Source organism: Haloferax litoreum (genome assembly GCF_009674605.1).
GTDB lineage: Archaea > Halobacteriota > Halobacteria > Halobacteriales > Haloferacaceae > Haloferax > Haloferax litoreum.
The window spans coordinates 669,489-693,871 of record NZ_WKJO01000001.1; the positions used below are offsets into that span (position 1 = coordinate 669,489).

Here is a 24,383-nt window from a genome sequence, read left to right on the forward strand (position 1 = left end):
AACCGAGACGACGGGCGATTCGAACGGTGTTCGAACGGCGCGTCCGGTCTCAGTCGTCGTTCGGGACTTTCGCCGGTTTGCGACGGTCCGAACGCGGCCCTTCTTTGTCCACGTCCGGCAGGTAGTCACGGAGGTACCGCCCGGTGTGCGAATCCGGGTTCGTCGCAACCTCCTCGGGCGTCCCGCTGGCGACGATGGTGCCGCCGTTCTCGCCACCTTCGGGACCGAGGTCGATGATGTGGTCGGCGTTCTTCACGAGGTCCAGTTCGTGTTCGACCACGAGGACCGTGTTCCCGTTGTCGACGAGGCGTTGGAGCACGTCGATGAGTTTCCGCTCGTCTTCTTTGTGGAGACCCGTCGTCGGTTCGTCCAGCAGGTAGAGCGTGTCGCCGGTCTGTTTCTTCCCGAGTTCTTCGGCGAGTTTGACGCGTTGGGCTTCACCGCCGGAGAGCGTCGTCGATGGCTGACCGAGTTGCATGTAGCCGAGGCCAACGTCGTGGAGCAGTTGGAGGCGGCGGCGAATCTGCGAGTTCGCCTCGAAGAACTCCAGTGCTTCGTCGACTTCCATCTGGAGCACGTCCGAGATGGTCTTGCCCTTGTAGCGAACGTCGAGCGTCTCGGCGTTGTAGCGCGCGCCGTTACACTCCTCACACGGGACGTACACGTCCGAGAGGAAGTTCATCTCGATTTTGACGTTTCCCTGTCCCTTACAGGCCGCACAGCGGCCGCCCTTGACGTTGAACGAGAAGCGACCCTTCTCGTAGCCGCGCTGTTTGGAGAGTTTCGTCGACGCGAACAGTTCGCGGACGTAGTCGAAGACGCCGGTGTACGTCGCGGGGTTCGACCGCGGGGTGCGCCCGATGGGTGACTGGTCGATGAGACGGACCGTCTCGATTTCGTCGTAGCCGTCGATGCCGTCGTGTTCGCCGGGGTCGACCGACGTGTTGTCGTTCATCCGGCGGGCGAGTCCCTTGTAGAGAATCTCGTGCATCAGCGTTGACTTGCCCGACCCGGAGACGCCGGTGATGGCCGTGAACGTCCCGAGCGGGATGGGCACGTCGAGGTCCTTGAGGTTGTGCTGGCGCGCGCCGCGGACGACGAGTTCGCCGTCGCCGTCGCGTCGTACCTCGGGCACGTCGATGTCCTTTCGCCCGGAGAGGTAGTCGGCGGTGATGGAGTTGTCCGCCGCGACGATATCGTCGAACGTACCCTGTGCGACGACTTCGCCGCCGCGTTTGCCCGGACCGGGGCCCATGTCGATAATCTCGTCTGCCCGGCGCATCGTCTCCTCGTCGTGTTCGACGACGATGAGCGTGTTCCCGAGGTCACGCAGGCCTTCGAGGGTGTTGAGGAGTTTGTCGTTGTCGCGCTGGTGGAGGCCGATGGAGGGTTCGTCGAGGACGTAGAGGACGCCCACGAGACCCGACCCGACCTGCGTGGCGAGGCGAATACGCTGTGACTCCCCGCCCGAGAGTGTCGCCGCCTCACGGTCCAAGGTGAGGTATTCGAGGCCGACTTCGGTCATGAACCCGAGACGGGCGCGAATCTCCTTGAGAATCTCCTGTGCGATAGTTCGCTCGCGGTCCGTGAGTTCGGTTTCGAGTCCCTCGAAGTGAGAGAGGGCGTCGGCGATACTGAGACGGTTGACCTCGGGGAGCGTCGTGCCGCCGACACGGACGTGGCGAGACTGCTCTTTGAGGCGTGACCCGTGGCAGTCGGGACACGTCGTGACAGCCATGTACTCCTCGATGTGGTCGCGCGTCCGGTCGGAGTCCGTCTCGACGTGCCGGCGTTCGAGGTTCTCCACGACGCCCTCGAAGGGGTGTTCCTTGTGGCGCGTGCCGTTCTTGGTCGTCCACTCGAACACCACGTCCTCGGTGGTGCCGAAGAGGAACGCGTGCTGAATTTCCTCGTCTAAGTCCTCGAAGGGCGTGTTCACGCTGACGCCGAAGTGGTCGGCGACGCAGTCGATTTGTCGGCGGTAGTAGGTCCGGTTGTAACTCCACGGTTCGAAGACGTGCTTCAGCGGTTTCGCGGGGTCGGTGACGACGAGGTCCGGGTCGACCTCTTTCGCCTTGCCGAGACCCTCACACTCCGGACAGGCCCCGTGGGGACTGTTGAACGAGAACGACCGCGTCTCGATTTCGGAGAAGCGGAACGAGGAGTTCGGGTTGCCGAGTTCCTCGGAGAACTCGACGACGAGTCGGTCGTCGCCGTCGCCCGCGAGCGACCCGGTGGAGCGCGTGTTGGACGCGAAGGGAAGGTCTTCCGGCGGGTCCGGGACGATGAGTTTGAGGACGCCCCCTGCCTCTTCGAGGGCCGTCTCGACGGAGTCGGCGATGCGGGACCGCGCGTCCGGTGAGACTTTCACCCGGTCGACGACCACGTCGATGGTGTGGTCGTAGTTCTTGTCGAGTTCCGGCGTCTCGAACGACAGGTCGTACTCCTCACCGTCGACTTCGACGCGGGCGTACCCGTCGGAGACGAGGTCCGAAAAGAGGTCTTTGAACTCGCCTTTCTGGTCGCGGACGACGGGGGCGACGACTTTCGCTTTCGTCCCCTCGGGGAGTTCGAGAATCTGTTCGACCATGTCCTGTGCGGACTGCTCGCCGACTTCCTCGCCCGTGATGGGGTCGTACTGCGTGCCGACCCGCGCGTACAGGAGACGGAGGTAGTCGTGGAGTTCGGTGACCGTTCCGACGGTCGAACGGGGGTTGTTCGCGCCGTTCTTCTGGTCGATGGAGATGGCCGGCGAGAGACCCTCGACGGCCTCGACTTTCGGCTTGTCCATCTGGCCGAGGAAGTTCCGGGCGTACGCCGACAGCGACTCGATGTAGCGGCGTTGGCCCTCCGCGTAGATGGTGTCGAACGCGAGGGAGGACTTGCCCGACCCCGACAGGCCGGTGACGACAGTGAACGTCTCGCGAGGGATGCGGACGTCGAGGTCCTTGAGGTTGTGCTCTTCGGCACCGCGAACCTCGATGTGGTCCTTGCTCATTCGGACGACTCTAGGCACGAGGGGACCGAATAGGCATCGGTTCGGGTCATCCGAACCGCATGTTGCGGGCCTCCCACCCGCGATAAAAGGGTCAGTTCAGGAGTTGAGTTTGCGACGCGCGACGGAGACGTTCGTCGGGGTGATGATAATCTGGTCGTCACCCTTCTGGACGATGTCGCCGTCGACTTCGCGCGCGACCTGTCGAAGGTCGTCGATGATGTGTTCCATCGTGCTGTCCTGCGTCGTGTGACGCGTGATGTCCGCGATGACCATGTCGCCATCGTAGACGGCGTCTTTGATGGCGATGACGTCCTGTTGGCCGCCGATATCCGCGATGTGGACCGAGATGCCGGCCTCCCCGCGGGCGGTATCGAAGTCGTCGAGGTCGAGTTCGACGTAGTCCTCGGTAGTTCTCGAGCCACCACCACCGAGAATCTTGCTCATGATGCCCATAGGACGTAGAGAGGCCACGACAGGGTTAGTTCTTACGTCAGACGACTATCAGGCATCAGATACGTTCTCGGTGATGAGACGGAGCACGCCCCCGGACAACCGGCGTCGTCGGCCGATTCCATCGGGTGTTTTACCCCAGTTATCCTCTGAAATACCATGACCTTCAGCATCTGCGTCCGCGAGGCGTACGTCGACGACGACGGAATCGACCAGCACCGCTTCGGCGTCGCGGTGACGACCCGACTACCCGGCGTGGGAGCGCTCTGCCCGTTCGCGAGCGAACACGGCGCGATTGCGACGCAGGCGTTGACGAACGTCGAACTCGGCCAAAAGGGGTTGTCGTACCTCGCGGATGGCCTCGCCGTCGACGACGCGCTTCAGGCGCTCTTGAACGCCGACGACGGGCGCGCACAGCGCCAACTCCACGGCGTCGATGCCGACGGGACGTTCGCGTTCACCGGCGACGAGTGCCACGAGTGGGCCGGGCACCGCGTGGGCGACGAGTACACCGTCGCGGGCAACTTACTCACGGGAGAGTCAGTCGTCGATGCCGTCGCCGAGTCGTACGAGAAGGGAGGCCGCGACGCCCCCTTGGCGAAACGCCTCATCGACGCACTGGGCGCTGGCCACGCCGCGGGCGGCGACAAGCGCGAAGACCTGCCGATTCAGAGTGCCGCAGTCGTCGTCAAGACGACCGAAGACCGGGAGATGGACCCGTACTACGACGACCTGCGCGTGGACGCGACGGAGACGCCGCTTCGGGACCTCCGCGAGACGTTCGCACTGGCGCGCGAGGGCTACGAAGCGGCCCTCGAAAAGTACGCCGAGGAGTGAGGGAGCGTGGCAGACGCCGACGCGTGAGTTAGACCGAGAAGTCGAACAGGTCGTCGCCGACGTGGTGGATGGACTCGACCACCTTTCCGGAGTCGCCGACGAGGTCCGACCCGTCTTCGAGTGCGCGCCCGATTGCGAGGATTTTGCCGTGGGTCTCTTCCGCGATAGCGACGAGGTCGCCCGCGTCGATGCTCTCGTCGGCCTCGGTGATACCGGGGCGCATCACGTCGGCACCGCTGGAGACGAACGAGACGGCACCCGCATCGACCGTGACGACGTTCTTCGTCGGTGGGAACTGGTTCGCACCCTTGACGGTCAGGAAGGGTTCGTCGTCGACGTACATGACGGCCGGTTCGCCGTCGACGAGGACGACTTCGTAGTCCGCGTCCGCGAACTCGACTGCCTCGAACGCGTCGCCGTCGATTTCGACGCCGAGGAGCGACTCGACGGACGATTTGACCGCTTGGATTTCGTCGTTGCGGAGATGGTGGCGAGACTTGACCTTCATATCGGGTCGTGGACGCTCACGGCCGATAAATCGACCGCTCCGCGACGAGCAACTGCGTCACGTCGTCGGGAAGACGCGCAGTCGGCCGCGGTGAGTGTGGCACCACGGCGAGCGACGGCAGATACAACAGCAGTAGTCGTGCGACGTCCGTCGGACGAACCGGAACAACAGATAAGTACGGTTGGGCCCACCTCACCCGTATGTGGCGCTCCCGGACCAACCGGGACCGGAAGACGGTCGTGTGCATCGCATGTGGCGATTCGGTACTCCGGTCGGCGGCGCGTGAGTACGACAAAGAGGGGAACCGCTGGGAACGGCACGGCAAGCGGTTCGAACACCTCTGTAAGGAGTGTTATCGAGAACTCTGTCACCAACCGCGCGAGGAACTCGAAGACCTCTTGGTCGACATCGAGGAACACGGCATCTCGTCAGACGAGTTCCTCACACGGTACTTCGCCGCCGTCACGGAACGGTACGAGTCGCCGGATGAACGCGGACAGTAAGGAAGACCCACGTCCCGTCGCGTCCGGGCGGCGAGTGACTTCGTTTTTCGATACCACCGCCTCGGCCCCGACACGCATTTCTCCCTGCCCCGTTTAGACGGGGCCATGTCAGACGACGCGCAGGCGTACGCCGGAACCGCCGAAGGGCAAGGCCCGGTCGAAATCGACGCCGAACTCGCGCGACACCTCCAGAACAAGCGCGAGGAACTGTTCGAGGAGTTCGAGATTCGCGACAAATTCCCGCCGGAAGTCCTCTCGGAGGCGCGCGCCCGCACCGAAGGCGTCCACGAGGAGATAGAAGACGAACTGGAACATCGTCAGGACCTCCGTGACCTAACGACGTGGACGACCGACCCCGTGGACGCGCAGGACTTCGACGACGCCATCAGCATCCGCGAGAACGAGGAGACGTACACGCTGTGGGTCCACATCGCCGACGTGACCCACTACGTCCACCCCGGGTCGGAGATGTGGGCCGAGGCCGTCAAGCGCGGGAACACCGTCTACCTTCCCGCCTACACGATTCACATGCTCCCACCGGTCCTCGCCGAGACGGTCTGTTCGCTCGTTCCGAACGAGGACCGCTTGGCGCACACCGTCGAGATGGAGATAAAGAAGGACACGCTCTCGTTCGAATCTATCGACATCTACAAGTCCGTCATCCACTCCGACGAACGCCTCACCTACACGCAGTGTGAGAACCGCCTCGACGACCCGGAACTCCCACTCCACGACGAGAACGCCCTCGTCTACGAACTCGCCGACCAACTCCACGAACAGCGCAAAGAAGACGGGTCGCTCGTCCTCAACCCGAGTCGTGACCGCGCGCACACCATCATCGAAGAGTGCATGCTGAAGGCCAACAAGGCCGTCACGCACGAACTCATGTGGAGTCGCGGCGTCGAGGCCATGTACCGCGTCCACCCGCAACCCACGCCCGACCAGTGGGACAAGGCGCTCCGCGAGATTACCGAACTCGACGGCGTGAGCATCAAGTCCACGTCGTGGGACGAACCTCGCAAGGCCGTCAACGACGCGCTCGAAAGTGCGAACTCCCGCACGCTCAACAAGATTCAGCGCGCCGTGCTGAAGGTCATGCCCCGCGCGAAGTACATGAACGACCCCTTCGGCGGCCACTACGCGCTCAACTTCGACATCTACGGGCACTTCACCTCGCCCATCCGCCGCCTGTCGGACCTCATCAACCACTGGATCGTCCACGAGAACGACGTTCCCGAGGACCTCGTCGAACTCTGTGACCGCGCGTCTGACCGCCAGAAAGACGCCGAGACGGCCGAACGACTCTACAAGCAGTTCCTCCAAGAAGTCGGCCTCGACCCCTACGCCGTGAACAATCGCGGCATCGTCACCGTCGACGACGAAGGCGAGGTCATCGACGAAAACGGCCTCCCGCCGCGCGAGTAACCGCTGACACCCACTCTCGATTACACTTTTTATCTCACGCTGCGTCGTGAACGTATGAACAGAACACAAACGACCGTCGTAGACGGCTTCTTCGCGTTCGTCGTCGGGTTCCTCGTCGGCACAGTCACCGGTGGATGGCGAGATGGCCTCCGCGCGGGTGTGACTGCCGCCGTCGTCTCGGCAGTCGTGACGTGGGTCGTCTACGGTGTCCTCGAAGTGGAGATGCTCGTCGAAGAGACGACTATCGACGCCGAACGCGTCGCCGCGGAGTAAGTGGCTCACCTCCCCGCGAGTGGTGTCGCCGTTGCTGTGAGTCGTGTCGCGACTGCCACGAGGCGTGTCGTGTCTGCTTACTGCTTGTGCGTGAACAGCAGCACGTCGTCGTCGTGCGTGGTCACACACAGGTCGAGCATCATGCTCAGTTCGAGACTGTTGTAGTCGTCTTCGCAGACGACCAGGTCGTCGAAGGGTTCCTGACAGGCAGGGCAGGCGATGGCGACCGTGTTCTGGTAGGTGGTGACGCCGCCACTGGATTCGTACGGCGTGAGCGACGACCGAAGTTCGTCGAGTTCCTCGTCGTTCATGAGAGTGTGGTGTGCAGGGCTGGCGTATAATTCTTCACGGTTGGACACCCCGCTCGTCCAGTCCGCACGCCCAGCGGAAGTGCGGGTGGACCCACGCGAGCACCGCCACGTTCGCTTCGACCCACGACGCCGGGTCGCTCAACTGCCGTGAGAGGACTTCGGCGTCGTCTTCGTGCGTCCCGTCGCGGTCGAACGGGACCGATTCGAGCGTCCGCGATGCGGGATTGAAGAAGACTGCTCGCTCGGTGTCCTCGTCGAGCGCGACCAAGCGCGAGCCGCGGGCGTCCTTCTGGAGGAGGGCTTGCGCCATTCGGTGCTGGTAGACCCCACGACGCGTCTCGCGGAGGGTGGAGACGACGTCTCGGAAGAGGGCGGTTGGGTCCGACGGCGGGGTTCCCTGTCCTGTTTCCATATCCCACCGGTCGGAGTACGGTGTAAAGAGGGTCCGCCAAGGGCGGAGTGAAAGTGGTTGGTTTAGCGGAAGTAGAACCGCCGGACTAGTCGGTCCCCGGAGCATATCGGCTGAAGAGTGGGACGAACGCCTCGACGAGGAGGAGTGCGACGGCGACGAAGACGTAGAGCGTCCACTTACCGGGCATCCCGAGTGCGCGAAGCGCGAGTGTGATGCCGAGCGTGAGGAGGACGTAGACCCAGAACACGGCGACGACTGGGACGTATCCGTGTGTAGAAGACGGGGTTTCGAACACACTCGCTCTTCGCGCCGAGTCGAAGAAGTCGTTTTGGGGCCGACAAGTAGACGACTACTCTGGCGTGTGTCGGGGGGTCAGTACTTACTCACGACGCTCGTCGCGGCCGTCGAGTTGCGTCAACTTCACCCGCGCGTGGTCGACGAGGAGTTCTGCGAACTCCTGGTCGTACTCGTCGAACGCTCCGACTTCGCTGAACACCGCCTGGAACGTGCCGAACGTCCCGATGGGGACGGTCATCGCCGACCGATAGTCGGAATCGGCCGGAGTGGTGTCGGCCTCTCTGAGGTCGTCGACGATGATGGTCTCTTGACGGTTGTACGCCCGGACCGCGAACGTGTCGTTCGAGTCGAGTGAGGTTCGCGGGAAGTACCCGCTCTCGTCGCCGCGGAGTTCCCACGCTTCTTGGACGAGGTAGCCGTCCTGTTCGACGTCGACTGCGACGAGGTCGAAGTCCAGTACGTTCTCGGCCGTCTCGACGAGCGTCTCGTAGACCGTCTGCGCGTCGTCGGACTGCTCTATCGTCTGGGCGGCGCTGTGGAGCGCGGTCAGCGTGCGCTCTCGTTCTTTGCGTGCAGTGATGTCGACTGCGGCCCCGGCCGTCGCGAATATGTCGCCATCGTCGTCGAACAGCGGTGTAATCCGCGAGAGGTACACTCTCGTTCCACGGGTCGTCTCGAGTTCTTCTTCGATTTCGACGGGCTTGCCGGCGGACAACACCTGTCTGTCGTTCGCCCTGAACTGGTCGGCGAGTTCCGGGTCGAAGAGGTCGTCGAGGGGTTTCCCAACCACGTCGGCGTCGTGGTCGATACCGAGGAGCTCCCGGTAGTTCTGGTTCATCAGCGTGAACTGGTGGTCCGTGTCCCGCATCCAGAGTGCCGCCTGCACACTGTCGAGGATGCCCTGGAGTTGCCGTGTTTGCGTCTGGAGTTGCTGTTCCCGTCGTTTCCGCTCAGTGATGTCTGTGAAGTAGACGTAGATGTTCTCGTCGGTCTTCGACGGGAAGATTCGTTCTTCTATCCAGCGGTCCGGGTTGATGTCAGACTGGCCCACGATTCGGCGCGGTTCGCCCGTTTCGAGTACGTCGTTGTATCCCTCGATAGATGCGTCGGAGTCGCCTTCGACGACGAGTTCCCGGTAGTTCATCCCGACGAGTTCCTCGCGGGGCAGGCCGCTCAGTTCGACCGTCTGCTCGTTCACGTCCGTGACCGTGAGGTCGGCGTCCATCTCGACGAATCCGTCGGTGATTCGAGTGAGCGTCTGGCGACGCCGGCGGTTGGCGCGTTCCGAGTGGCGGCGCGCGCGGTGTTGTCCGACGGTGTTCGTGATTCGGTTGGCGAGAACGGTGTACTGACTGGTCCCGGTCTCTTTCTGGATGTAATCGGTCGCACCGGCCGAAATCGCGTCGGCGGCGACTTCCTCTGACCCCTTGCCAGTGAAGAGGATGAACGGGAGTTCGGGGTACTCCTCGCGAACCGCCTTCAGGAAGTCGATGCCTGTCTGGCCGGGCATGTCGTAGTCGCTGACGATACAGTCGACGGCACCCTCGTCGAGGCGCGTGAGGCCGTGGTCGGCACTGCTCGCCCACACGACGTCGAGTCGTGCGTTCTCCCGTTCGAGGAACGTCGCCGTCAAGTCCGCGAACCCTGGGTCGTCGTCGACGTGCAACACCCGTATCGGACCAGCCATCTACCCCTCTCTTCAGAGGAGGTTACTATAGTAATTCTGCTCTCACTGCTCGAAGTGTCTCACACCCGGTATCCACCGTAATCAGGTCTCTCCCAGTAGATTTTCGTAGAAGATGACGTGATCCACAACGAATATAATATCTAAGTGACACAAGTTTCGTGAGTATGCCCTCCAACTGGCCTGCCCTCATTGCCGTCTGTCTCGTCTTCCTCGCAGGTGTGCGGGCCGTGGGTCGGGTCCGACGACACCGACGATGCGTTCACCGCCTGCGACGACAGCGAGTGTGACTCCGACGGCGACGGAGATGACAACGATTGGGAATGGTGGTGATGCACCGGTATGGGACCGAGTTCGTTTCCGTGTCGCCACTGGAGAATCAGAGTCGGGACACCGAGTGGCCAGACAACCAGTCAGTCCACTTCGAGAATCTGTCGCAGTCGCAGCAGGCGGTGTTTCTGGATGCGCTCGATAAACAGGTGGAGGTTGGACCCGACGAGGAGAACCCGTTTGTGTTCAACGACGAGACACGACCGCAGGTTGTTCGGTACGAGGGGACGTGGTACTTCGTTCGGGTCGCGATCGTGTGAGATGTGTGTCAGGGAGGTTTGAACTCACTCGCAACCATTCGGGTTGCTCCCTGCTCAAATCCCCCCTCGAACAGGCACTACATTACGCGCCGCTGTAGGTACTCGTCGGACTCCTGACGGAGTCACGACTCGTTGGGTAGCGTCGCGAAAATGGTAGTGGACTCGCGGGGATTTGAACCCCGGGCCTCTTCCTTGCGAAGGAAGCGATCTGCCACTGATCTACGAGCCCTCACTCCCACGGAGTCGTGGGATACACTTATACCCTATGTTTCTGCGGTCGTCGGATATGCGTTAGCATCCCGAGCCGTCGGGCGATTGCGTTGTCACGTCTGTCGGGCGTGTCGAATCGAAGTGAGATGACACGCGCCTTAGCGCTGAGACCAGCTCGGAGGCAGTCCTCCGGGACGCGCGCCTCGACAGCCGCGAAACGTGACGAAGTGCGTCACGAACGGTGTGTCCGAAGTGGACGGACCGTGTGGCTTAGTCTTCGAGGACGATCTCGATGCTGACGTCGTTAGGAACCTGGACGCGCATCAGCTGGCGCAGCGCGCGTTCGTCAGCGTCGAGGTCGATCAGACGCTTGTGGACGCGCATCTCCCAGTGCTCCCACGTCGCCGTTCCCTCGCCGTCAGGCGATTTGCGGGAGGGAACTTCGAGCGTCTTCGTGGGCAGCGGGATCGGCCCGCTGAGGTTGACGCCCGTCTTGTTCGCAATCTCGCGGACGTCGTCGCAGATTTCGTCGAGGTCTTCCGGACTCGTGCCGGCGAGCCGAACGCGTGCCTGTTGCATCGTTATCGCTCGTTGACTTCGAGCACCTTGCCGGCCGCGATGGTCTGACCCATGTCACGGACAGCGAAGCTGCCGAGTTCCGGAATCTCGGAGGACGGCTCGATGCTGAGCGGCTTCTGCGGACGGACCGTCACGATTGCAGCGTCGCCGGACTTGATGAAGTCCGGGTTCTCCTCAGCGACCTCACCCGACGCGGGGTCGAGCTTCTGGTCGATGGACTCGATGGTACACGCGACCTGCGCCGTGTGGGCGTGGAAGACCGGCGTGTAGCCAGCGGTGATGACCGAGGGGTGCTGCATGACGACGACCTGCGCCTTGAACGTCTCGGCGACCTTCGGCGGGTCGTCAGCCGGGCCACAGACGTCGCCGCGGCGGATGTCGTCCTTGCCGACGCCACGAACGTTGAAACCAACGTTGTCGCCAGGACCAGCCTGGGCGACTTCTTCGTGGTGCATCTCGACAGTCTTGACCTCGCCGCCAACGTCAGACGGCTGGAAGCTGACGTTGTCGCCAGCGCTCATCGTACCGGTCTCGATACGTCCGACAGGGACGGTACCGATGCCCGAGATGGTGTAGACGTCCTGGATGGGCAGGCGCAGCGGCGCGTCCGTCGGCGGCTGCGGTGCCGGCAGGTTGTTGAGGGCCTCGAGGAGGATGTCGCCATCGTACCAGGAGGTGTTGTCGGAGCGCTCTGCGATGTTGTCGCCCTCGAATGCCGAGATGGGGACGAACGTCGCGTTGTCGGCGTCGAAGCGGACCTGCTTGAGGAGGTTGCCGACCTGCTCTTTGACTTCCTTGTACGAGTCTTCGCTGTAGTCGACGACGTCCATCTTGTTGACCGCGATGATGAGTTCGCCGATACCGAGCGTACGTGCGAGGAAGACGTGCTCGCGGGTCTGAGGTGCGACACCGTCGTCAGCAGCGACGACGAGGACCGCGTTGTCAGCCTGCGAGGCACCGGTGATCATGTTCTTGACGAAGTCGCGGTGGCCAGGACAGTCGACGATGGTGAAGTAGTATTCGTCCGTGTCGAATTCCTGGTGGGCGATGTCGATCGTTACACCGCGCTCACGCTCTTCTGCGAGGTTGTCCATGACGTAGGCGAATTCGAATCCGCCCTTGCCTTTCTCCTCGGCCTCTTCTCGGTGCTGCTCGATGACGTGTTCCGGGACGGAACCGGTTTCGAACAGGAGTCGGCCGACGAGCGTACTCTTACCGTGGTCGACGTGGCCGATGATGGCCAGATTCTGGTGGGGTTTGTCGCTCATTGGTGTATTCACGCGCTAAGGCGCTCTGTGGGGAGTGTTTTTGTTGAAACCCCTAAAACGATTTCGATACGGTCTACGGGCCGTCTAAGCGCCGTACTGCGATTTGCGGAACCATACCACAGTCACAGATGGGTGAATATCTCTCATCGGGTGAAATGCCGCTGAGTGGCCCATTCGGGCCTGAAAGCGGGTTATTCGAGACGCGAAACGTCGGACAGGACCGCCGTCGCAGTCTCTGGACCACCCGCACCGCGGCCACTAACATTCAGCTGACCAGCATGTTCTGTCTCCAACTGGACGATGTTCTGCGTGCCCGTGACCGCCAGCGCGGCCCCCTGTGGGACCAACCGCGGTGCCACGCGCACACCGTCGGCAGTCGCCTCACCGATGAGACGAACGGTGCGTCCGTCTTCCGCCGCGAGGTCGAGTGCCGTACCGGGGACGTTTCTGATTCCCTCGACGTCCGCGTCGTCGAGTCGGTACTCGGCGTCACCGTCGCTCAGGACGTTCGCGAGGATGACGAACTTCAGCGCGGCGTCGATGCCGTCCACGTCGAACGTCGGGTCCGCCTCGGCCACACCGAGGTCCTGCGCCTCCGCGAGGACGTGCTCGTAGTCGAGTCCTTCCGCGGCCATGCGCGAGAGGATGAAGTTAGCGGTGCCGTTGAGGACGCCGCGCGCAGCAGTCACGTGCTCAGCCCCGAGGTCCGAGATGGTCGAGAGGACCGGAATCGCACCACCGACGGTCGCTTCGAACTGGACGCGCCCCGCACTCTCTGCTTCGAGTGCGCGTAACTCGGCGTAGCGTTCGGCGACCGGCCCCTTGTTCGCGAGGACGACGTGTTTGTCGTCGGCCAGCGCGCGTTCGACGTGCGAGAAGCCCGGTTCGGCGTCGCCGAGTGTGGTCGGCGTCGCCTCCACGAGCACGTCGTAGTCGGCGTCGAACAGTGCCTCGGGGTCGTCGTCGCCGACGACGCCTTCGCGCTCTTTTCGGTCGTGGACCACTGCCGGGTCGAGACCTGCGTTGTCCGTGACCGACGACGACGAGTCGGCGAACGCGACGACTTCGTGGCCGTACTCACCGGCGAGGTCCAAGACGGACCCGCCGACTGCACCCGCGCCGAGGACAGCGAGTCGAAGCGTCATGCTGCGTCCTCCGTGAGCGGTTCGATGACGTGCAAGTCTTTCTCCGCCGCGATGTCACGGACGACGGTGAGTGCCTCGTCGGCTTTGCCTGCTCGTGCAGCGAGCCTGAGGCGCGCGCTGGACGATTCTTGCGTCCCGTCGGGGGCAGACAACGAGAGGTCCTTCACCGTCGCGTCAGCGGACGCCTCGACTCTGTGGAGCGTGTCCGAGAGGTCGGAGTCGACGAGGTCGCCGACGAGGATGAGCGTCACCTCTTCGCCGAAGTGCTCGGCACCGGCGCGGATGACGTTGACACCGGCCTCGCGGAGGGCCTCGACGATGCCCTCGAACCGGTCCGGCGGACATTCGAGGTCTACTTCGACCGGGATGTGTCCGCGGGGCGTGAGGTTCCCGCGTTCGTGGAAGATGGAGAGCAGGTTCCCGCCGTTTTCGGCGATGGGTTGGAGCGCGGCGAGGAGTTGACCGGGTTCGTCGACGAGTTCCAGCCGAACCGTGTGTGGTTTCGGCATCTGACCGCCGCCGTCGGTCTCTGCGTCGGCATCGGCGTCGCTGTCGACGTCTTGTGCGCTCATCGCCCCACCTCCGTGGGCCGTCCCGACGATGTTGTCGGCGACGCGTGGCTCAGCCGTGGTTCCGCGTCGACGCGACAGGAGTCGGGAGACGTACCCGTACGCATATGTGTTCGTGATTCGGCCACGAGGTATAAGCCTTCGCAGGTGACACGGCTTGCCGATATCGCCCGCGTGGTGGCACGTGACACGGAGAGACGGGAGATGAGTGACTGCGACGACGAGAGGGAGATGGCCGCGCAGCAAACAGACGACGGCGCATCCGAGCACTGTCGCTGGTGGGCCGATAAACGAAAGAAGGCGCTGAGGTGCGCGCTTAGATGTAGTCGATAGCCTGCGAGAGTTCGAGCTTCATGCCCTTGCGCTCGCGAATCTCCATAATCTTCTCGCGCTGGAGGTTGTCCGAGAGGACGCGGAAGCCAGCGTTCTCCGTGTTCCAGGAGGCGCGGCCTTCCGTCGCGGAGCGAACGTCCGAGGAGAAGCCAATCATCTCTTCGACGGGTGCGATACCCTCGATGACCATGAGGTCACCTTCCTGGTACATGTCGTCGACGCGGCCACGGCGACCCTGAATCTCGCCGGATGCCGAGCCCATGTAGTCGGACGGAACGTCGATGCGGACGTTCTGGATGGGTTCGAGGAGCTTCACCTGACCCGCGATGAGCGAGCGGTGGACCGCGTCACGGACTGCAGGGATGACCTGCGCGGGACCACGGTGGATGGTGTCCTCGTGGAGCTTCGCGTCGTGGAGACGGAGGAGCGTACCCTGAACGGGTTCCGCAGCGAGCGGACCGTCGTCGAGTGCCTCTTCGAGACCCTCGATGACGAGTTCCATCGTCTCGTTGAGGTGCTGGATACCCTTCGTGTCGTCGATGAGGATGTTCGTCCCGTGGATGTGTTCGACGTTCTGGGACGTGTCCTTGTCCATGCCGGCTTCCTGCAGTGCCTCACGGCGCTCCAGTTCGGGCATGTCCATCGAGATTTCGCCGAGCTTGATGTCGTCGACGATGTCCTGCGAGAGGGGTTCCGCCGTGATGTAGAACTTGTTGTGGCGGTTCGGGGAGACACCCTCGACTTCGTGGGATTCGCCCTGGACCTGCTCGCGGTAGACGACAATCGGCTCACCGGTGCGGACCGGGATGCCCTGGTTGTCGCGGATACGCTGCGTGATGACTTCGAGGTGGAGTTCACCCTGACCGGAGATGAGGTGCTCGCCCGTGTCCTCGTTAATCTCGATGCGGATGGTCGGGTCTTCCTTCGCGACCTGCTGGAGCGTCTCGATGAGCTTCGGCAGGTCGTCCATGCGCTCTGCCTCGACAGACTTCGTGATGACAGGCTCGGAGATGTGTTCGATGGACTCGAACGGCGTCATCTCGACGGAAGAGACGGTAGAACCGGCGATGGCGTCACGGAGACCCGTGACGGCCGCGATGTTCCCTGCGGGGACGCCGCGGTCGAGTTCCTCGCGTTCGCCACCCATGAAGACACCGACGGACTGGACGCGGTTCTTGCCCGCGGTACCGGAGACGTAGAGCTCCTGACCCTTGCGGATGGTACCGGAGAAGAGGCGGCCCGTCGCGATTTCGCCCGCGTGGGGGTCCATCGAGATGTCCGTCGCCATGAAGACGACTTCGCCGTCGTCGTCGACTTCGCGCATCTGGCGCGCGAGTTCGGACTCGGAGTCACCACGCCAGACCGTCGGGATACGACGGGGCTGGGCTTCGAGCGGGTTGGGGAAGTGCTCCGCAACCATGTCGAGGACGACGTCCGAAAGCGGCGTGCGCTCGTGGAGTTCCTGGCGGTCGCCAGCGCGTTCGAGTTCCATGATGTCGCCGAAGGAGATACCGGTCTCTTCCATCGACGGCATGGAGACACCCCACTTGTAGAGGGCAGACCCGAAGGCGACGGTCCCGTCTTCGACGGAGACAGTCCAGTCGTAGTCCTTCTCTTCGGTCATCCCGCGGATGAGTTCGTTGACGTCGGTGATGACGTCGACGAGACGCTGCTGCATCTCCTCGGGACCTTCCTGCAGTTCGTTGATGAGGCGGTCGACCTTGTTGATGAACAGGGCCGGCTTGACGCCCTCACGGAGTGCCTGACGCAGAACCGTCTCGGTCTGCGGCATGGCACCTTCGACGGCGTCGACGACGACGAGCGCACCGTCGACGGCACGCATCGCACGCGTCACGTCGCCACCGAAGTCGACGTGGCCCGGCGTGTCGATGAGGTTGATGAGGTGGTTCTGGTCGTTCCACTCGTGGGTCATCGAGACGTTTGCCGCGTCGATGGTGATACCGCGTTCCTGTTCGTCTTCTTTCGTGTCCATCGCGAGTTGCTGACCAGCAGTCTCGTCAGAGATCATGCCGGCACCCGCGAGGAGGTTGTCCGAAAGGGTCGTCTTCCCGTGGTCGACGTGAGCTGCGATGGCGATGTTCCGGATCTGCTCCGGCTTGTCCATCAGTTTCTCACATTCCTGGACGATTTTCTTTCGTCGGCCCATTATACAGAGGTCTACCGGAAGGAGGGTCAAAAGAGTAGTGTTTTTGCCGAGCGGATTTGCCCTCGTCAGCCTCCCTACTGCCGGGGTATGAGCATTTTTGTCACGATAGCATGAGTGTCATTCACACTGTCTCGTCGCTGGTCACCCGGCGGAAGAGTCATGTCGGTTGATAACATTACACACATACGAATGGACCTCCGTGTGCTCGGAGGCGCACCAGCAGACCCGTTCTTGAGCGCCGCCGACCTGTTCGAAACCGAGTTCGACCTCGAATATCCAGTCTTCGTGCACGTGCGCGACGACCCAGACTCCCGCACCTGGGCCGCCCACTATCAGGACCACCACGTCCTCAACATCTCGCGGCAGGTGGCGACGAGTGCGATGAGTCGTGAACTCGCATTGCACGAACTGTCCCACATGGCCCGCAACGAGGAAGGCCACGCCTCGCACTACCAGTCGACCGAAGAAGCGGTCTTCCTCGCACTCACCGGCCGGACGGTCGAACGGCGAAAACTCTCCCATTGCTACCAGATTGCGAATCACTGCAAGGACATCTACGCCGACGACCTGACACTCGCCGTCGCGCCCGCGGACAAACTCGTCCAGTTCCTCGAATCGCAACTCGCTGCCGCTCTCGCCGACCGGCCACAACCGGTGGCGCGGCCGGGGTCACAACTCGTCACGACTGGGTCGGACCCAGAGATAACGGCCGTCAACGCGGCGTTCGCACTCGCACTCGCAGAGCGACACGACCTCATCACTCCCGACCACCGGCTCTACGACCTGGCGCACGCCGCCGCAGACGACGCCCCGTCCGTCTCACTGGAGACGTTCAAAGAACACTTCCGTACCCTCGCGGCAGACCCCTCGAAGAGCGAGTACCGGCGCACGCTCGTGGACGTGGTGAAGAACTACGTCGTCGGGTCGAACGTCGCCGCCGACTGAGACGAATCGAGACAGCACGACCGCTCAGGAGGGGTGAAAAACGAAGAGAGAGGGTAGATTATCGGGCTGCTTCTGCGACGCGCTCTTTTTCTTCCTTCTGGGAGATAGCGTACGCCTGCACGTCGTAGTCGGCGGCACCGATGAGTTGCTGCGCGAGTGCCTCGGCGGCGCTCGTCTTGGTCTTGTAGGAGCCCTTGAGGGTGCCCTGTGCGATGAACTTCAGCGCTTCGTCGACACGGCGCTGGGGTGCAACGTCGACGGCCTGCGGGACGGAGATGCCACCGTACTTGAGACGGACAGTCTCCTCGCGGGGGCCGGCGTTCTCGACGGCACGGATGAGGACCTGAACAGGGTTCTCTTCGGTGCGCTCGTTGACGATTTCGAGCGCTTCCTTGACGATTTTACTCGTCTTCTGCTTGTGGCCCGTGTTGTCCTCCGTCTGCATCAGACGGTTGATGAGACGCTCGACGATGCTAATTTCGCTCTTCTTGAACTGCTTCGAGGCGTGACGACCCATCGTGTGGGCGATGGGCGTCGCCTTGATGTAGCGGCTCATGCTGGGGTCGGTGTACTCCATCTCGGAGACGTCCCAGACGCCGAACAGAAGCGCGTTCTGGTTCGCTTCGTCGCTGCTGGCGGGAGACTCGGGTTCGGGGGATTCGCTCTCCGACATGGTTAGCGCACCGGCTTCTCAGCGTTTCCACGGACGAGTTCGATCATCGAGACGCCGTTGACCTTCTCGACCTTGTAGTTGACACCCGAAAGGTCACCCATCGCGCGACCCTTCGCACCACCGATACCGGCGATGGTGACTTCGTCGTGCTCGTCGATGAACGAGATTGCACCGTCACCGGGACAGAAGGCGGTGACCTGCTTTCCGTTCTTGATGAGCTGAACACGGACACACTTCCGGATTGCCGAGTTCGGCTGCTTTGCTTCGATACCAACCTTCTCGAGGACGATGCCACGACCCTGCGGGGCACCCTCGAGCGGGTCGGACTTCTTGCCGAGGCCGCGCTCACGGCGCGCGTACTCAGAGTCGGACCAGCGTCGCTTCTGCCGGTCCTTCTTGAGCTTGCGCGCGGCGTATTTGCCGTTCGCCATAGTGAACATGAGTTCCAGATGGAGCTACTTAAGCCTCCCCTTTCGAATCCGACGAGACGGCCTCAGATTCCTCCTTAGGGGTCGCTAATCGGAGCTGAACCCGTTTCGGGAGGATTCCGAACGACGGCCGCTCGTACGCGAAGAGGGACTAAAGTGCCCGGAGAGTGTGTCGTTCGGGGTGGGCATGTCATTCACCAACGAGGTCCGGCGTCGAACCCCGCCCATCCGCGAGGTCCACGTTCAACGACCCGCTGACCTCGCGGCCCGAAGGCGGGCCGAGCGTCAGTCCGACCTCGTCGAAGCGAAGTTTCACTCGCCGTCTGAACTGCGACCGTAGGTCGATGAGGTTCACGTCCATCGGCGATTCGACCCAGAACTCGGCTTTGAGTCCCACAGAACTCCCCGCGAACTCGACGATACGCGAGGTCGGTTCGGGGTCTTCTAACACGCGGTCGTCTCCACGAGTCACTTCGACCAGTTCGCGGAGCGCGAGTTCCACGTCGTCGCTGTAGGCGACGTCGACTCGTTCCGTGACTCGGTACCGTTCTCTCCCGTACGGGCGAACGAGGACGTTCGTGGTGAGTTCGGTGTTCGGGACGGTCACGGTTTCGTTGTTCAACGTGCGCACGCGGGTGACGCGGAAGTCGACCGCTTCGACCACCCCCTCGCCGTTGGGCCACGAAATCCAGTCACCGACGTTGAAGTCCGGGTCGGCGACGAGAAAGAGACCGCTGATGAGTGCACCGATGACTTCCTGTCCAGCGACGCCGAGGACGAGCGTCAGTGCCGCGATGATGAGTGCTGTGTCGGTCAACAACGACCCGTATCCTGCACCGACGAGTCCCGCGAGCCCGGCAGCGAGGACGACGAACGCGTGTGTGTAGGTCCGCGTCGCCGTCTCTAACGTCGGGTTGTTCTCGTTGCGGGAGCTGACGACGCGTGTGACTCCGGGGACGAGGGCGAGTCGGCCAAAGAGGTAGACGACGAGTGCTCCGACCACGAATCCCGCAGCAGCACCCGCAGCGTCCTCGTACACCCCGAATTGCCCGGGGTCGATTTGTGCGAGGACAGCGACGACTACTGGTCGAAACGGCAACATGAATACCCCGCCGCACGCGGCGGACAAAAACGTGTGGTCGAGGGATGTCGCAGACGACCCAGCGTCGCCGACTACGTCAACTGGATGTCGTCGATGTCGTAGTGACGACGGGCCAGTTCACGGGCGGTGTCGATGGTCTTCCCCTGTGCACCGATAGCGACCCCGCGGTCTTCTTCGGCGACTTCGACGTAGGCGACGGTGTCGTTCTGGCGTGAAATCGTCACGTGTCGAACGGCGGCCGGTGCGAGTGCGCTCGCGACGAACGCTTCCGGCGTGTCGGCGTCTTCGACCAACTCGACGGAGCGACCGATGCGTCGTTCGACCGACTGGACCGTCCGCCCGCCGGGACCGATTGCCGTCGCCATCTCCCCCGCCGAGACGAGGAAGACGACCCGGTCGTCGAAGACGAGACAGTCGTTCGCCGTCGCGCCGGTTTCGTCCTCGAAGAGGGCGATGTACCGGCGTGCCGTATCCGACAGCGTGACTTTCATCGTCAGTCGTCCGACGGTTCGGGCGCAGCGTTGGCCTCGGCGTCGTCGACGTCGAGCGACCCCATCCGCAGGTCCACGTCACCGGTGCCGATTGCAATCGGCTTGCCGACGATGACGTTCTCGATGACGCCGTCGAGGTCGTCTTCTTCGCCGTGGATGGCCGCGTCGAGCAGGTGGTTGACCGTAACCTCGAATGCCGCACGGGCGAGGACGGAGTCCTTCGACCCAGAGATACCGTGGCGACCGATGGACTCGATGGTCCCGTCGTTCGTCATGATGTCCGCGACGAGCATCAGGTGACGGATGTTCACGTCGTCGAGACCCTGCTCTTTGAGCGTGTTCATCGTCTCGTTGATGATAGCCTCGCGAGCGGCCTCGATACCGAGTTGCTTGTGCACCTCGTGGATGTTGTTCGAGGTGGTTCGAGAGGCGTCGACGCCCTCGATAGAGAGTACGTCGCCGAAGGCGGACCCCTCGGTGTAGAGGACGAACTCTTCTTCGTCCGTCTCGTCGTTCTGCTCCTTGCGGATGACGACGCGAGAGACCTCCTCGATACCCTTGAACACGATGTCGCGCAGTTCCTCGACGAGTTGGAGGAGGCGGCGGTAACTCGGGCTCTCGGGACCGAACTCGATGAGCGTCCCCTCACGGCGAGTCTTGACACCGAGGGCGTCCTCGATGGTGTCTGCAATCTCGCTGGCGACGACGCCTTCGTCGTCGTAGGTCGGCCACCGTTCGAGCAGTGTCTCGTCGTTGAGGTTGATCTGAACGACCATGTCGGCGACGTTGGTCGAGATGTCACCGAGTGCGAGAATCTTCGTGGACTCGATGTCCCAGACGACTTGGTGAGCGAGGTCACGGTTCTCGGCGTACTCGTCGTCGAGGTAGACCGTCATCATCGGCGTGTCCGGCGTCTTCCGCGCGTCCACGAGTTCGATGAGTCGGGGGAGCCCCTGCGTGACGTCGATCTCTGCGACACCCGCGTAGTGGAACGTGTTCATCGTCATCTGCGTTCCGGGCTCACCGATAGACTGCGCCGACACCGTCCCGACGGGGTCGAGTGGGTCGACACGCGTGTCGGTGTAGCGCGTCGCGACAGCCTGCGCGATTTCGCGGGCCTGGTCGGACGAGACGCCCTCGCGGTCTTCGATAGTCTGGTAGATGCGGTCCTTCAGGCGTCGGGGCAAGTCTTTGGCCTCGACGACGTCGGCGATGGTCTCGTCGACGAATTCGTACTGGGAGAGGTCAACGTTCTCAGTCATCGGATTCTACCTCCGCACGGGAACTGATGCGCGGTTCGGCGTGTTCGGAGAGGTTGGTCGGCGGTGCACGTTCCCCGAGGAAGCGCTCTTTCTCCGCTTCGGACTTGAACTCGGATTCGAGGACGCGGTCGGCGATGGCGTCGACGTCGATAGGCGTGTCCTCGCTCGACGACACCTTCACCGGACTCGTCCCGTCCTCACCGAACTCGAACTGGACGATAGTGCCCGACGTGTCGCGGACGGACCCGTCGTACTGCGCTTCGAGTTCGGACAGTGCGTTGATGAGACGACGCTGCAGGTACCCGGACTTCGAGGTACGGACTGCAGTGTCGACAAGCCCCTCGCGGCCACCCATCGCGTGGAAGAAGAACTCACGCGGGGTGAGGCCGGCGCGGTAGGAGTTCTCGACGAACCCGTGGGCGTCGGCGGAGAGGTCACCCTTCTGGTAGTGGCTCAGGGTGCGGCCTTCGTAGCCGCGGTTGATTCGCTCGCCCCGAACTGCCTGCTGACCGACACACCCGGCCATCTGCGTCAGGTTGAGCATGGACGCACGCGCACCGGACTTGGACATCACGACTGCCGGGTTGTCCTCTGCGAAGTGGTCTTCGGCGATTTCACCGGCAGAGTCGCGTGCCTTGCCGAGGCGCTGCATAATCTTCATCTCGAGCGTCTCGTCGACCGAACGACCCGGGAGCGACTCGAGTTCGCCGTTCTCGTAGATTTCGATGAGTTCCTGAATCTTCTCGTAGGCGGACTCGATGGCCTCGTCGACCTGCGCGTTCGCCTCTTCCGGGATGGACTCGTCGTCGATACCGATAGAGAGACCGAAGTGCATGATGGCGCGCATCGCCAGCGACGCAATCTCGTTGATGAAGATGCGCGAACGCGTCTTCGAGTAGTCCTTGGCGAGGACGTCGACGATTTCGCCACCGAACGCACCGACGGCGTCTTCGTCGATAGTCCCCTCGACGAGTTGGCCGTCTTCGATGCGGACCGTGTCGCCAACCTTCGAGGTGAACTCCATGTCGAGGTCGTCGGGCAGGAGTTCGGAGAAGATTTGCTGGCCCGTCCAGTACGGGCGACCGTCTTCGTCTTCGCCCGCGGGTTCTGGGAGCGTGTCCACGCGCGTCGCGCGGAGCAGGTCGAGTGCCTGCGTCTCGACGAAGTGCGGGTTGTCGTGGGTCAGCAGGTACGTTCCCGAAATGTGGTCCTGAATGGCGCCGATGATGTTCTCACCGAAGCGCGGCGAGAGAATCTGCTCTTGGACGCGCATGAGGACGCGCGCCTCGGCACGGGCCTCCTCGTTCTGGAGGGCGTGCATGTTCATCTCGTCGCCGTCGAAGTCTGCGTTGTACGGCGGGCAGACGACAGTGTTCAGGCGGAACGTCTTGTACGGCATCACGACGACTTCGTGCGCCATGATGGACATCCGGTGCAGCGATGGCTGTCGGTTGAAGATGACGATGTCACCGTCGACGAGGTGTCGGTTGACTTCCCAACCGAGTTCGACCTTCTCTGCGAGTTCTTCGCAGTTCTTCTCGGTGACCTTCAGGCGACGGCCGTCGGGACGACGGACGTAGTTCGCACCGGGGTGTTTCTCGGGGCCGTTGCGGACGTACTGCTGGGCCTCCTCGATGTTTCGCTCGGTGACGTTCATCGTCTGGGTCATCTCGGTGGCGACGCGGTCCGGGACACCGACTTCGTTGAGCGAGAGCGTCGGGTCCGGCGAGATGACGGTACGCGCGGAGAAGTTGACACGCTTCCCGGACAGGGAACCGCGGAAGCGACCTTCCTTGCCTTTCAGACGCTGACTGAGCGTCTTGAGGGGGCGGCCGGAGCGGTGGCGCGCCGGCGGCGTGCCCGAAATCTCGTTGTCGATGAACGTGGTGACGTGGTACTGGAGCAGTTCCCACAGGTCCTCGATAATCAGTTGCGGCGCACCGGCCTCGCGGTTCTCCATGAACCGCTGGTTGATGCGGATGATGTCGACGAGTTTGTGGGTCAGGTCGTCCTCTGAGCGCTGGCCGTTGTCGAGCGTAATCGACGGCCGTGCCGTGACCGGCGGGACGGGGAGGACGGTCAGAATCATCCACTCGGGACGCGACCGGTCGGGGTCGATGCCGAGCGTGACGAGGTCTTCGTCCGGGATGTCCTCGAACCAGTCGCGGATGTCCGAGGGCATCAGTTTGTTCATGTCCTCTTCGGTCAGGTCGATACCGAGGGCCTTCTCCAGTGCCTTCCGGTCGTCGCCGACGGGGCGGAACTCACCGGCCAGCACCTGATTGATGCGGTCGGCCGGGAGGTCTGCTTTCTCCGCGAGGTCGACCGGCGAGATGCCTTCGTCGTCCTCGTCGTCGGGGTCCGGTTGCATCGCGGACGCGATGCGCTCGGAGAAGTCGCCGGCGAGCACGTTCTGGACCTCGTAGTAGGTCGTCGGCTTCTCGTGTTTGATGTCGTGCTGTGGGGAGCCACAGTGGGGACAGCGGTGGGCCTTACGGGCCTGCCGGACTGCCGCCTTCATCACGTCGCTCCAGTCGTCGCCGAGTTCCTTCGTACGCTTGAGGTTGCCGCGGTACTCGTCTGCTTCTTCCTGCGTGAGCGCGAGGCGACCGCACTCGCGACAGGTCGAACGGAGGAGGCGACGGATGAGTTTCGTGAAGCCGACGTGGATGACGGGTGCGGCCAGTTCGATGTGGCCGAAGTGCCCGTTACACGACCCGGAGTGCTGGCCGCAGGTGCGGCACTGCAGACCGGGGTCGATGACGCCCAGACGCGGGTCCATGAGACCCATGTCGATTGGGTAGCCGTCGTCGTCGTAGGTGTCCGCGGTGATGACCTTCGTCGCGGACATGTCTCGGTACGTCTCCGGGTCCATCAACCCGAACTGAATACTGCCGATTTCTTTGGGTGTCTGCATTGACAT

24 protein-coding genes and 1 tRNA gene are annotated in these 24,383 nt (G+C 62.9%); 6 read left to right on the top strand and 19 right to left on the bottom strand.

The window, feature by feature from the left end:
- Positions 1-49: 49 nt before the first annotated feature.
- Both uvrA and GJR96_RS03485 read right to left on the bottom strand, forming a co-directional pair.
- Complete coding sequence (uvrA, locus tag GJR96_RS03480) at positions 50-2,998, bottom strand: excinuclease ABC subunit UvrA (RefSeq protein ID WP_151161657.1); 2,949 nt, start codon at positions 2,996-2,998, stop codon at positions 50-52.
- Positions 2,999-3,094: 96 nt separating this feature from the next.
- Positions 3,095-3,451, bottom strand: coding sequence for a cell division protein SepF (locus GJR96_RS03485; protein ID WP_151161658.1), 357 nt, complete (start codon positions 3,449-3,451; stop codon positions 3,095-3,097).
- Positions 3,452-3,607: 156 nt separating this feature from the next.
- Here GJR96_RS03485 and GJR96_RS03490 point away from each other — a divergent pair, with 156 nt between their 5' ends.
- Positions 3,608-4,285, top strand: coding sequence for a DUF1028 domain-containing protein (locus GJR96_RS03490; RefSeq protein ID WP_151161659.1), 678 nt, complete (start codon positions 3,608-3,610; stop codon positions 4,283-4,285).
- 28 nt (positions 4,286-4,313) lie between these two features.
- Here the strand turns inward: GJR96_RS03490 and GJR96_RS03495 are convergent, their stop codons facing one another.
- Entirely contained in the window at positions 4,314-4,793 is a 480-nt protein-coding gene (locus GJR96_RS03495; protein WP_151161660.1) for an RNA-binding protein, read from the bottom strand.
- Between the two features lie 200 nt (positions 4,794-4,993).
- On the opposite strand from GJR96_RS03495, the gene GJR96_RS03500 reads away from it, so the two are divergent.
- The 3 genes from GJR96_RS03500 to GJR96_RS03510 all read left to right on the top strand — a co-directional run bounded on the left by GJR96_RS03500 (position 4,994) and on the right by GJR96_RS03510 (position 6,994).
- Positions 4,994-5,296: a DUF7562 family protein gene (locus GJR96_RS03500; RefSeq protein ID WP_151161661.1), complete on the top strand. Its 303-nt coding sequence runs from the start codon at positions 4,994-4,996 to the stop codon at positions 5,294-5,296.
- Between the two features lie 105 nt (positions 5,297-5,401).
- A complete protein-coding gene (locus tag GJR96_RS03505; protein ID WP_151161662.1) occupies positions 5,402-6,721 on the top strand; it encodes an RNB domain-containing ribonuclease in 1,320 nt (439 codons plus the stop codon).
- 54 nt (positions 6,722-6,775) lie between these two features.
- Positions 6,776-6,994: a hypothetical protein gene (locus tag GJR96_RS03510; RefSeq protein WP_151161663.1), complete on the top strand. Its 219-nt coding sequence runs from the start codon at positions 6,776-6,778 to the stop codon at positions 6,992-6,994.
- Between the two features lie 77 nt (positions 6,995-7,071).
- On the opposite strand, the gene GJR96_RS03515 is transcribed toward GJR96_RS03510, so the two are convergent.
- The 4 genes from GJR96_RS03515 to GJR96_RS03530 all read right to left on the bottom strand — a co-directional run bounded on the left by GJR96_RS03515 (position 7,072) and on the right by GJR96_RS03530 (position 9,701).
- Complete coding sequence (locus tag GJR96_RS03515) at positions 7,072-7,305, bottom strand: DUF7385 family protein (RefSeq protein ID WP_058571306.1); 234 nt, start codon at positions 7,303-7,305, stop codon at positions 7,072-7,074.
- Positions 7,306-7,339: 34 nt separating this feature from the next.
- The gene (locus GJR96_RS03520; RefSeq protein WP_151161664.1) at positions 7,340-7,717 is read right to left on the bottom strand and encodes a hypothetical protein; all 378 of its coding nucleotides are present in this window, start codon (positions 7,715-7,717) and stop codon (positions 7,340-7,342) included.
- Between the two features lie 85 nt (positions 7,718-7,802).
- Complete coding sequence (locus tag GJR96_RS03525) at positions 7,803-8,012, bottom strand: hypothetical protein (RefSeq protein ID WP_151161665.1); 210 nt, start codon at positions 8,010-8,012, stop codon at positions 7,803-7,805.
- 84 nt (positions 8,013-8,096) lie between these two features.
- The gene (locus GJR96_RS03530) at positions 8,097-9,701 is read right to left on the bottom strand and encodes a PAS domain-containing protein (RefSeq protein WP_151161666.1); all 1,605 of its coding nucleotides are present in this window, start codon (positions 9,699-9,701) and stop codon (positions 8,097-8,099) included.
- Positions 9,702-10,030: 329 nt separating this feature from the next.
- Between GJR96_RS03530 and GJR96_RS03535 the strand changes: the two genes are divergently transcribed.
- Positions 10,031-10,288, top strand: coding sequence for a hypothetical protein (locus tag GJR96_RS03535; RefSeq protein ID WP_151161667.1), 258 nt, complete (start codon positions 10,031-10,033; stop codon positions 10,286-10,288).
- Between the two features lie 157 nt (positions 10,289-10,445).
- Here the strand turns inward: GJR96_RS03535 and GJR96_RS03540 are convergent.
- The 6 genes from GJR96_RS03540 to GJR96_RS03565 form a co-directional block, all read right to left on the bottom strand.
- Positions 10,446-10,517: transfer RNA gene (locus tag GJR96_RS03540), tRNA-Ala, on the bottom strand.
- Positions 10,518-10,768: 251 nt separating this feature from the next.
- Positions 10,769-11,077 (bottom strand): 30S ribosomal protein S10, encoded by a 309-nt coding sequence (gene rpsJ, locus GJR96_RS03545; RefSeq protein WP_151161668.1) that lies wholly within the window; start codon positions 11,075-11,077, stop codon positions 10,769-10,771.
- Between the two features lie 2 nt (positions 11,078-11,079).
- Positions 11,080-12,345, bottom strand: a complete 1,266-nt coding sequence (tuf, locus tag GJR96_RS03550) for a translation elongation factor EF-1 subunit alpha (protein WP_151161669.1) — start codon at positions 12,343-12,345, stop codon at positions 11,080-11,082.
- A gap of 191 nt (positions 12,346-12,536) precedes the next feature.
- A complete protein-coding gene (locus GJR96_RS03555; protein WP_151161670.1) occupies positions 12,537-13,490 on the bottom strand; it encodes a homoserine dehydrogenase in 954 nt (317 codons plus the stop codon).
- Positions 13,487-14,062 carry a hypothetical protein gene (locus GJR96_RS03560; protein WP_058571318.1) on the bottom strand — a complete coding sequence of 192 codons (576 nt, stop codon included), beginning with the start codon at positions 14,060-14,062 and terminating at the stop codon, positions 13,487-13,489. Before GJR96_RS03560 ends, GJR96_RS03555 begins: the two co-directional genes overlap by 4 nt.
- 313 nt (positions 14,063-14,375) lie before the next feature.
- The gene (locus GJR96_RS03565; RefSeq protein WP_151161671.1) at positions 14,376-16,559 is read right to left on the bottom strand and encodes an elongation factor EF-2; all 2,184 of its coding nucleotides are present in this window, start codon (positions 16,557-16,559) and stop codon (positions 14,376-14,378) included.
- Positions 16,560-16,748: 189 nt separating this feature from the next.
- Here GJR96_RS03565 and GJR96_RS03570 point away from each other — a divergent pair, with 189 nt between their 5' ends.
- Complete coding sequence (locus tag GJR96_RS03570; RefSeq protein ID WP_151161672.1) at positions 16,749-17,504, top strand: DUF5781 family protein; 756 nt, start codon at positions 16,749-16,751, stop codon at positions 17,502-17,504.
- A gap of 58 nt (positions 17,505-17,562) precedes the next feature.
- Here GJR96_RS03570 and GJR96_RS03575 read toward each other — a convergent pair whose 3' ends face one another.
- From GJR96_RS03575 to GJR96_RS03600, 6 genes are all read right to left on the bottom strand, one after another.
- Positions 17,563-18,177 carry a 30S ribosomal protein S7 gene (locus GJR96_RS03575; protein WP_151161673.1) on the bottom strand — a complete coding sequence of 205 codons (615 nt, stop codon included), beginning with the start codon at positions 18,175-18,177 and terminating at the stop codon, positions 17,563-17,565.
- 2 nt (positions 18,178-18,179) lie between these two features.
- The gene (locus GJR96_RS03580; protein WP_004058161.1) at positions 18,180-18,608 is read right to left on the bottom strand and encodes a 30S ribosomal protein S12; all 429 of its coding nucleotides are present in this window, start codon (positions 18,606-18,608) and stop codon (positions 18,180-18,182) included.
- A 187-nt stretch (positions 18,609-18,795) separates the two neighbouring features.
- Positions 18,796-19,707: a mechanosensitive ion channel family protein gene (locus GJR96_RS03585; protein WP_151161674.1), complete on the bottom strand. Its 912-nt coding sequence runs from the start codon at positions 19,705-19,707 to the stop codon at positions 18,796-18,798.
- Between the two features lie 71 nt (positions 19,708-19,778).
- Complete coding sequence (locus GJR96_RS03590) at positions 19,779-20,198, bottom strand: NusA-like transcription termination signal-binding factor (protein WP_151161675.1); 420 nt, start codon at positions 20,196-20,198, stop codon at positions 19,779-19,781.
- Between the two features lie 2 nt (positions 20,199-20,200).
- Positions 20,201-21,460, bottom strand: a complete 1,260-nt coding sequence (gene rpoA2 / locus GJR96_RS03595; RefSeq protein WP_151161676.1) for a DNA-directed RNA polymerase subunit A'' — start codon at positions 21,458-21,460, stop codon at positions 20,201-20,203.
- The gene (locus tag GJR96_RS03600; RefSeq protein ID WP_151163892.1) at positions 21,453-24,377 is read right to left on the bottom strand and encodes a DNA-directed RNA polymerase subunit A'; all 2,925 of its coding nucleotides are present in this window, start codon (positions 24,375-24,377) and stop codon (positions 21,453-21,455) included. Before GJR96_RS03600 ends, rpoA2 begins: the two co-directional genes overlap by 8 nt.
- Between the last annotated feature and the right edge of the window lie 6 nt (positions 24,378-24,383).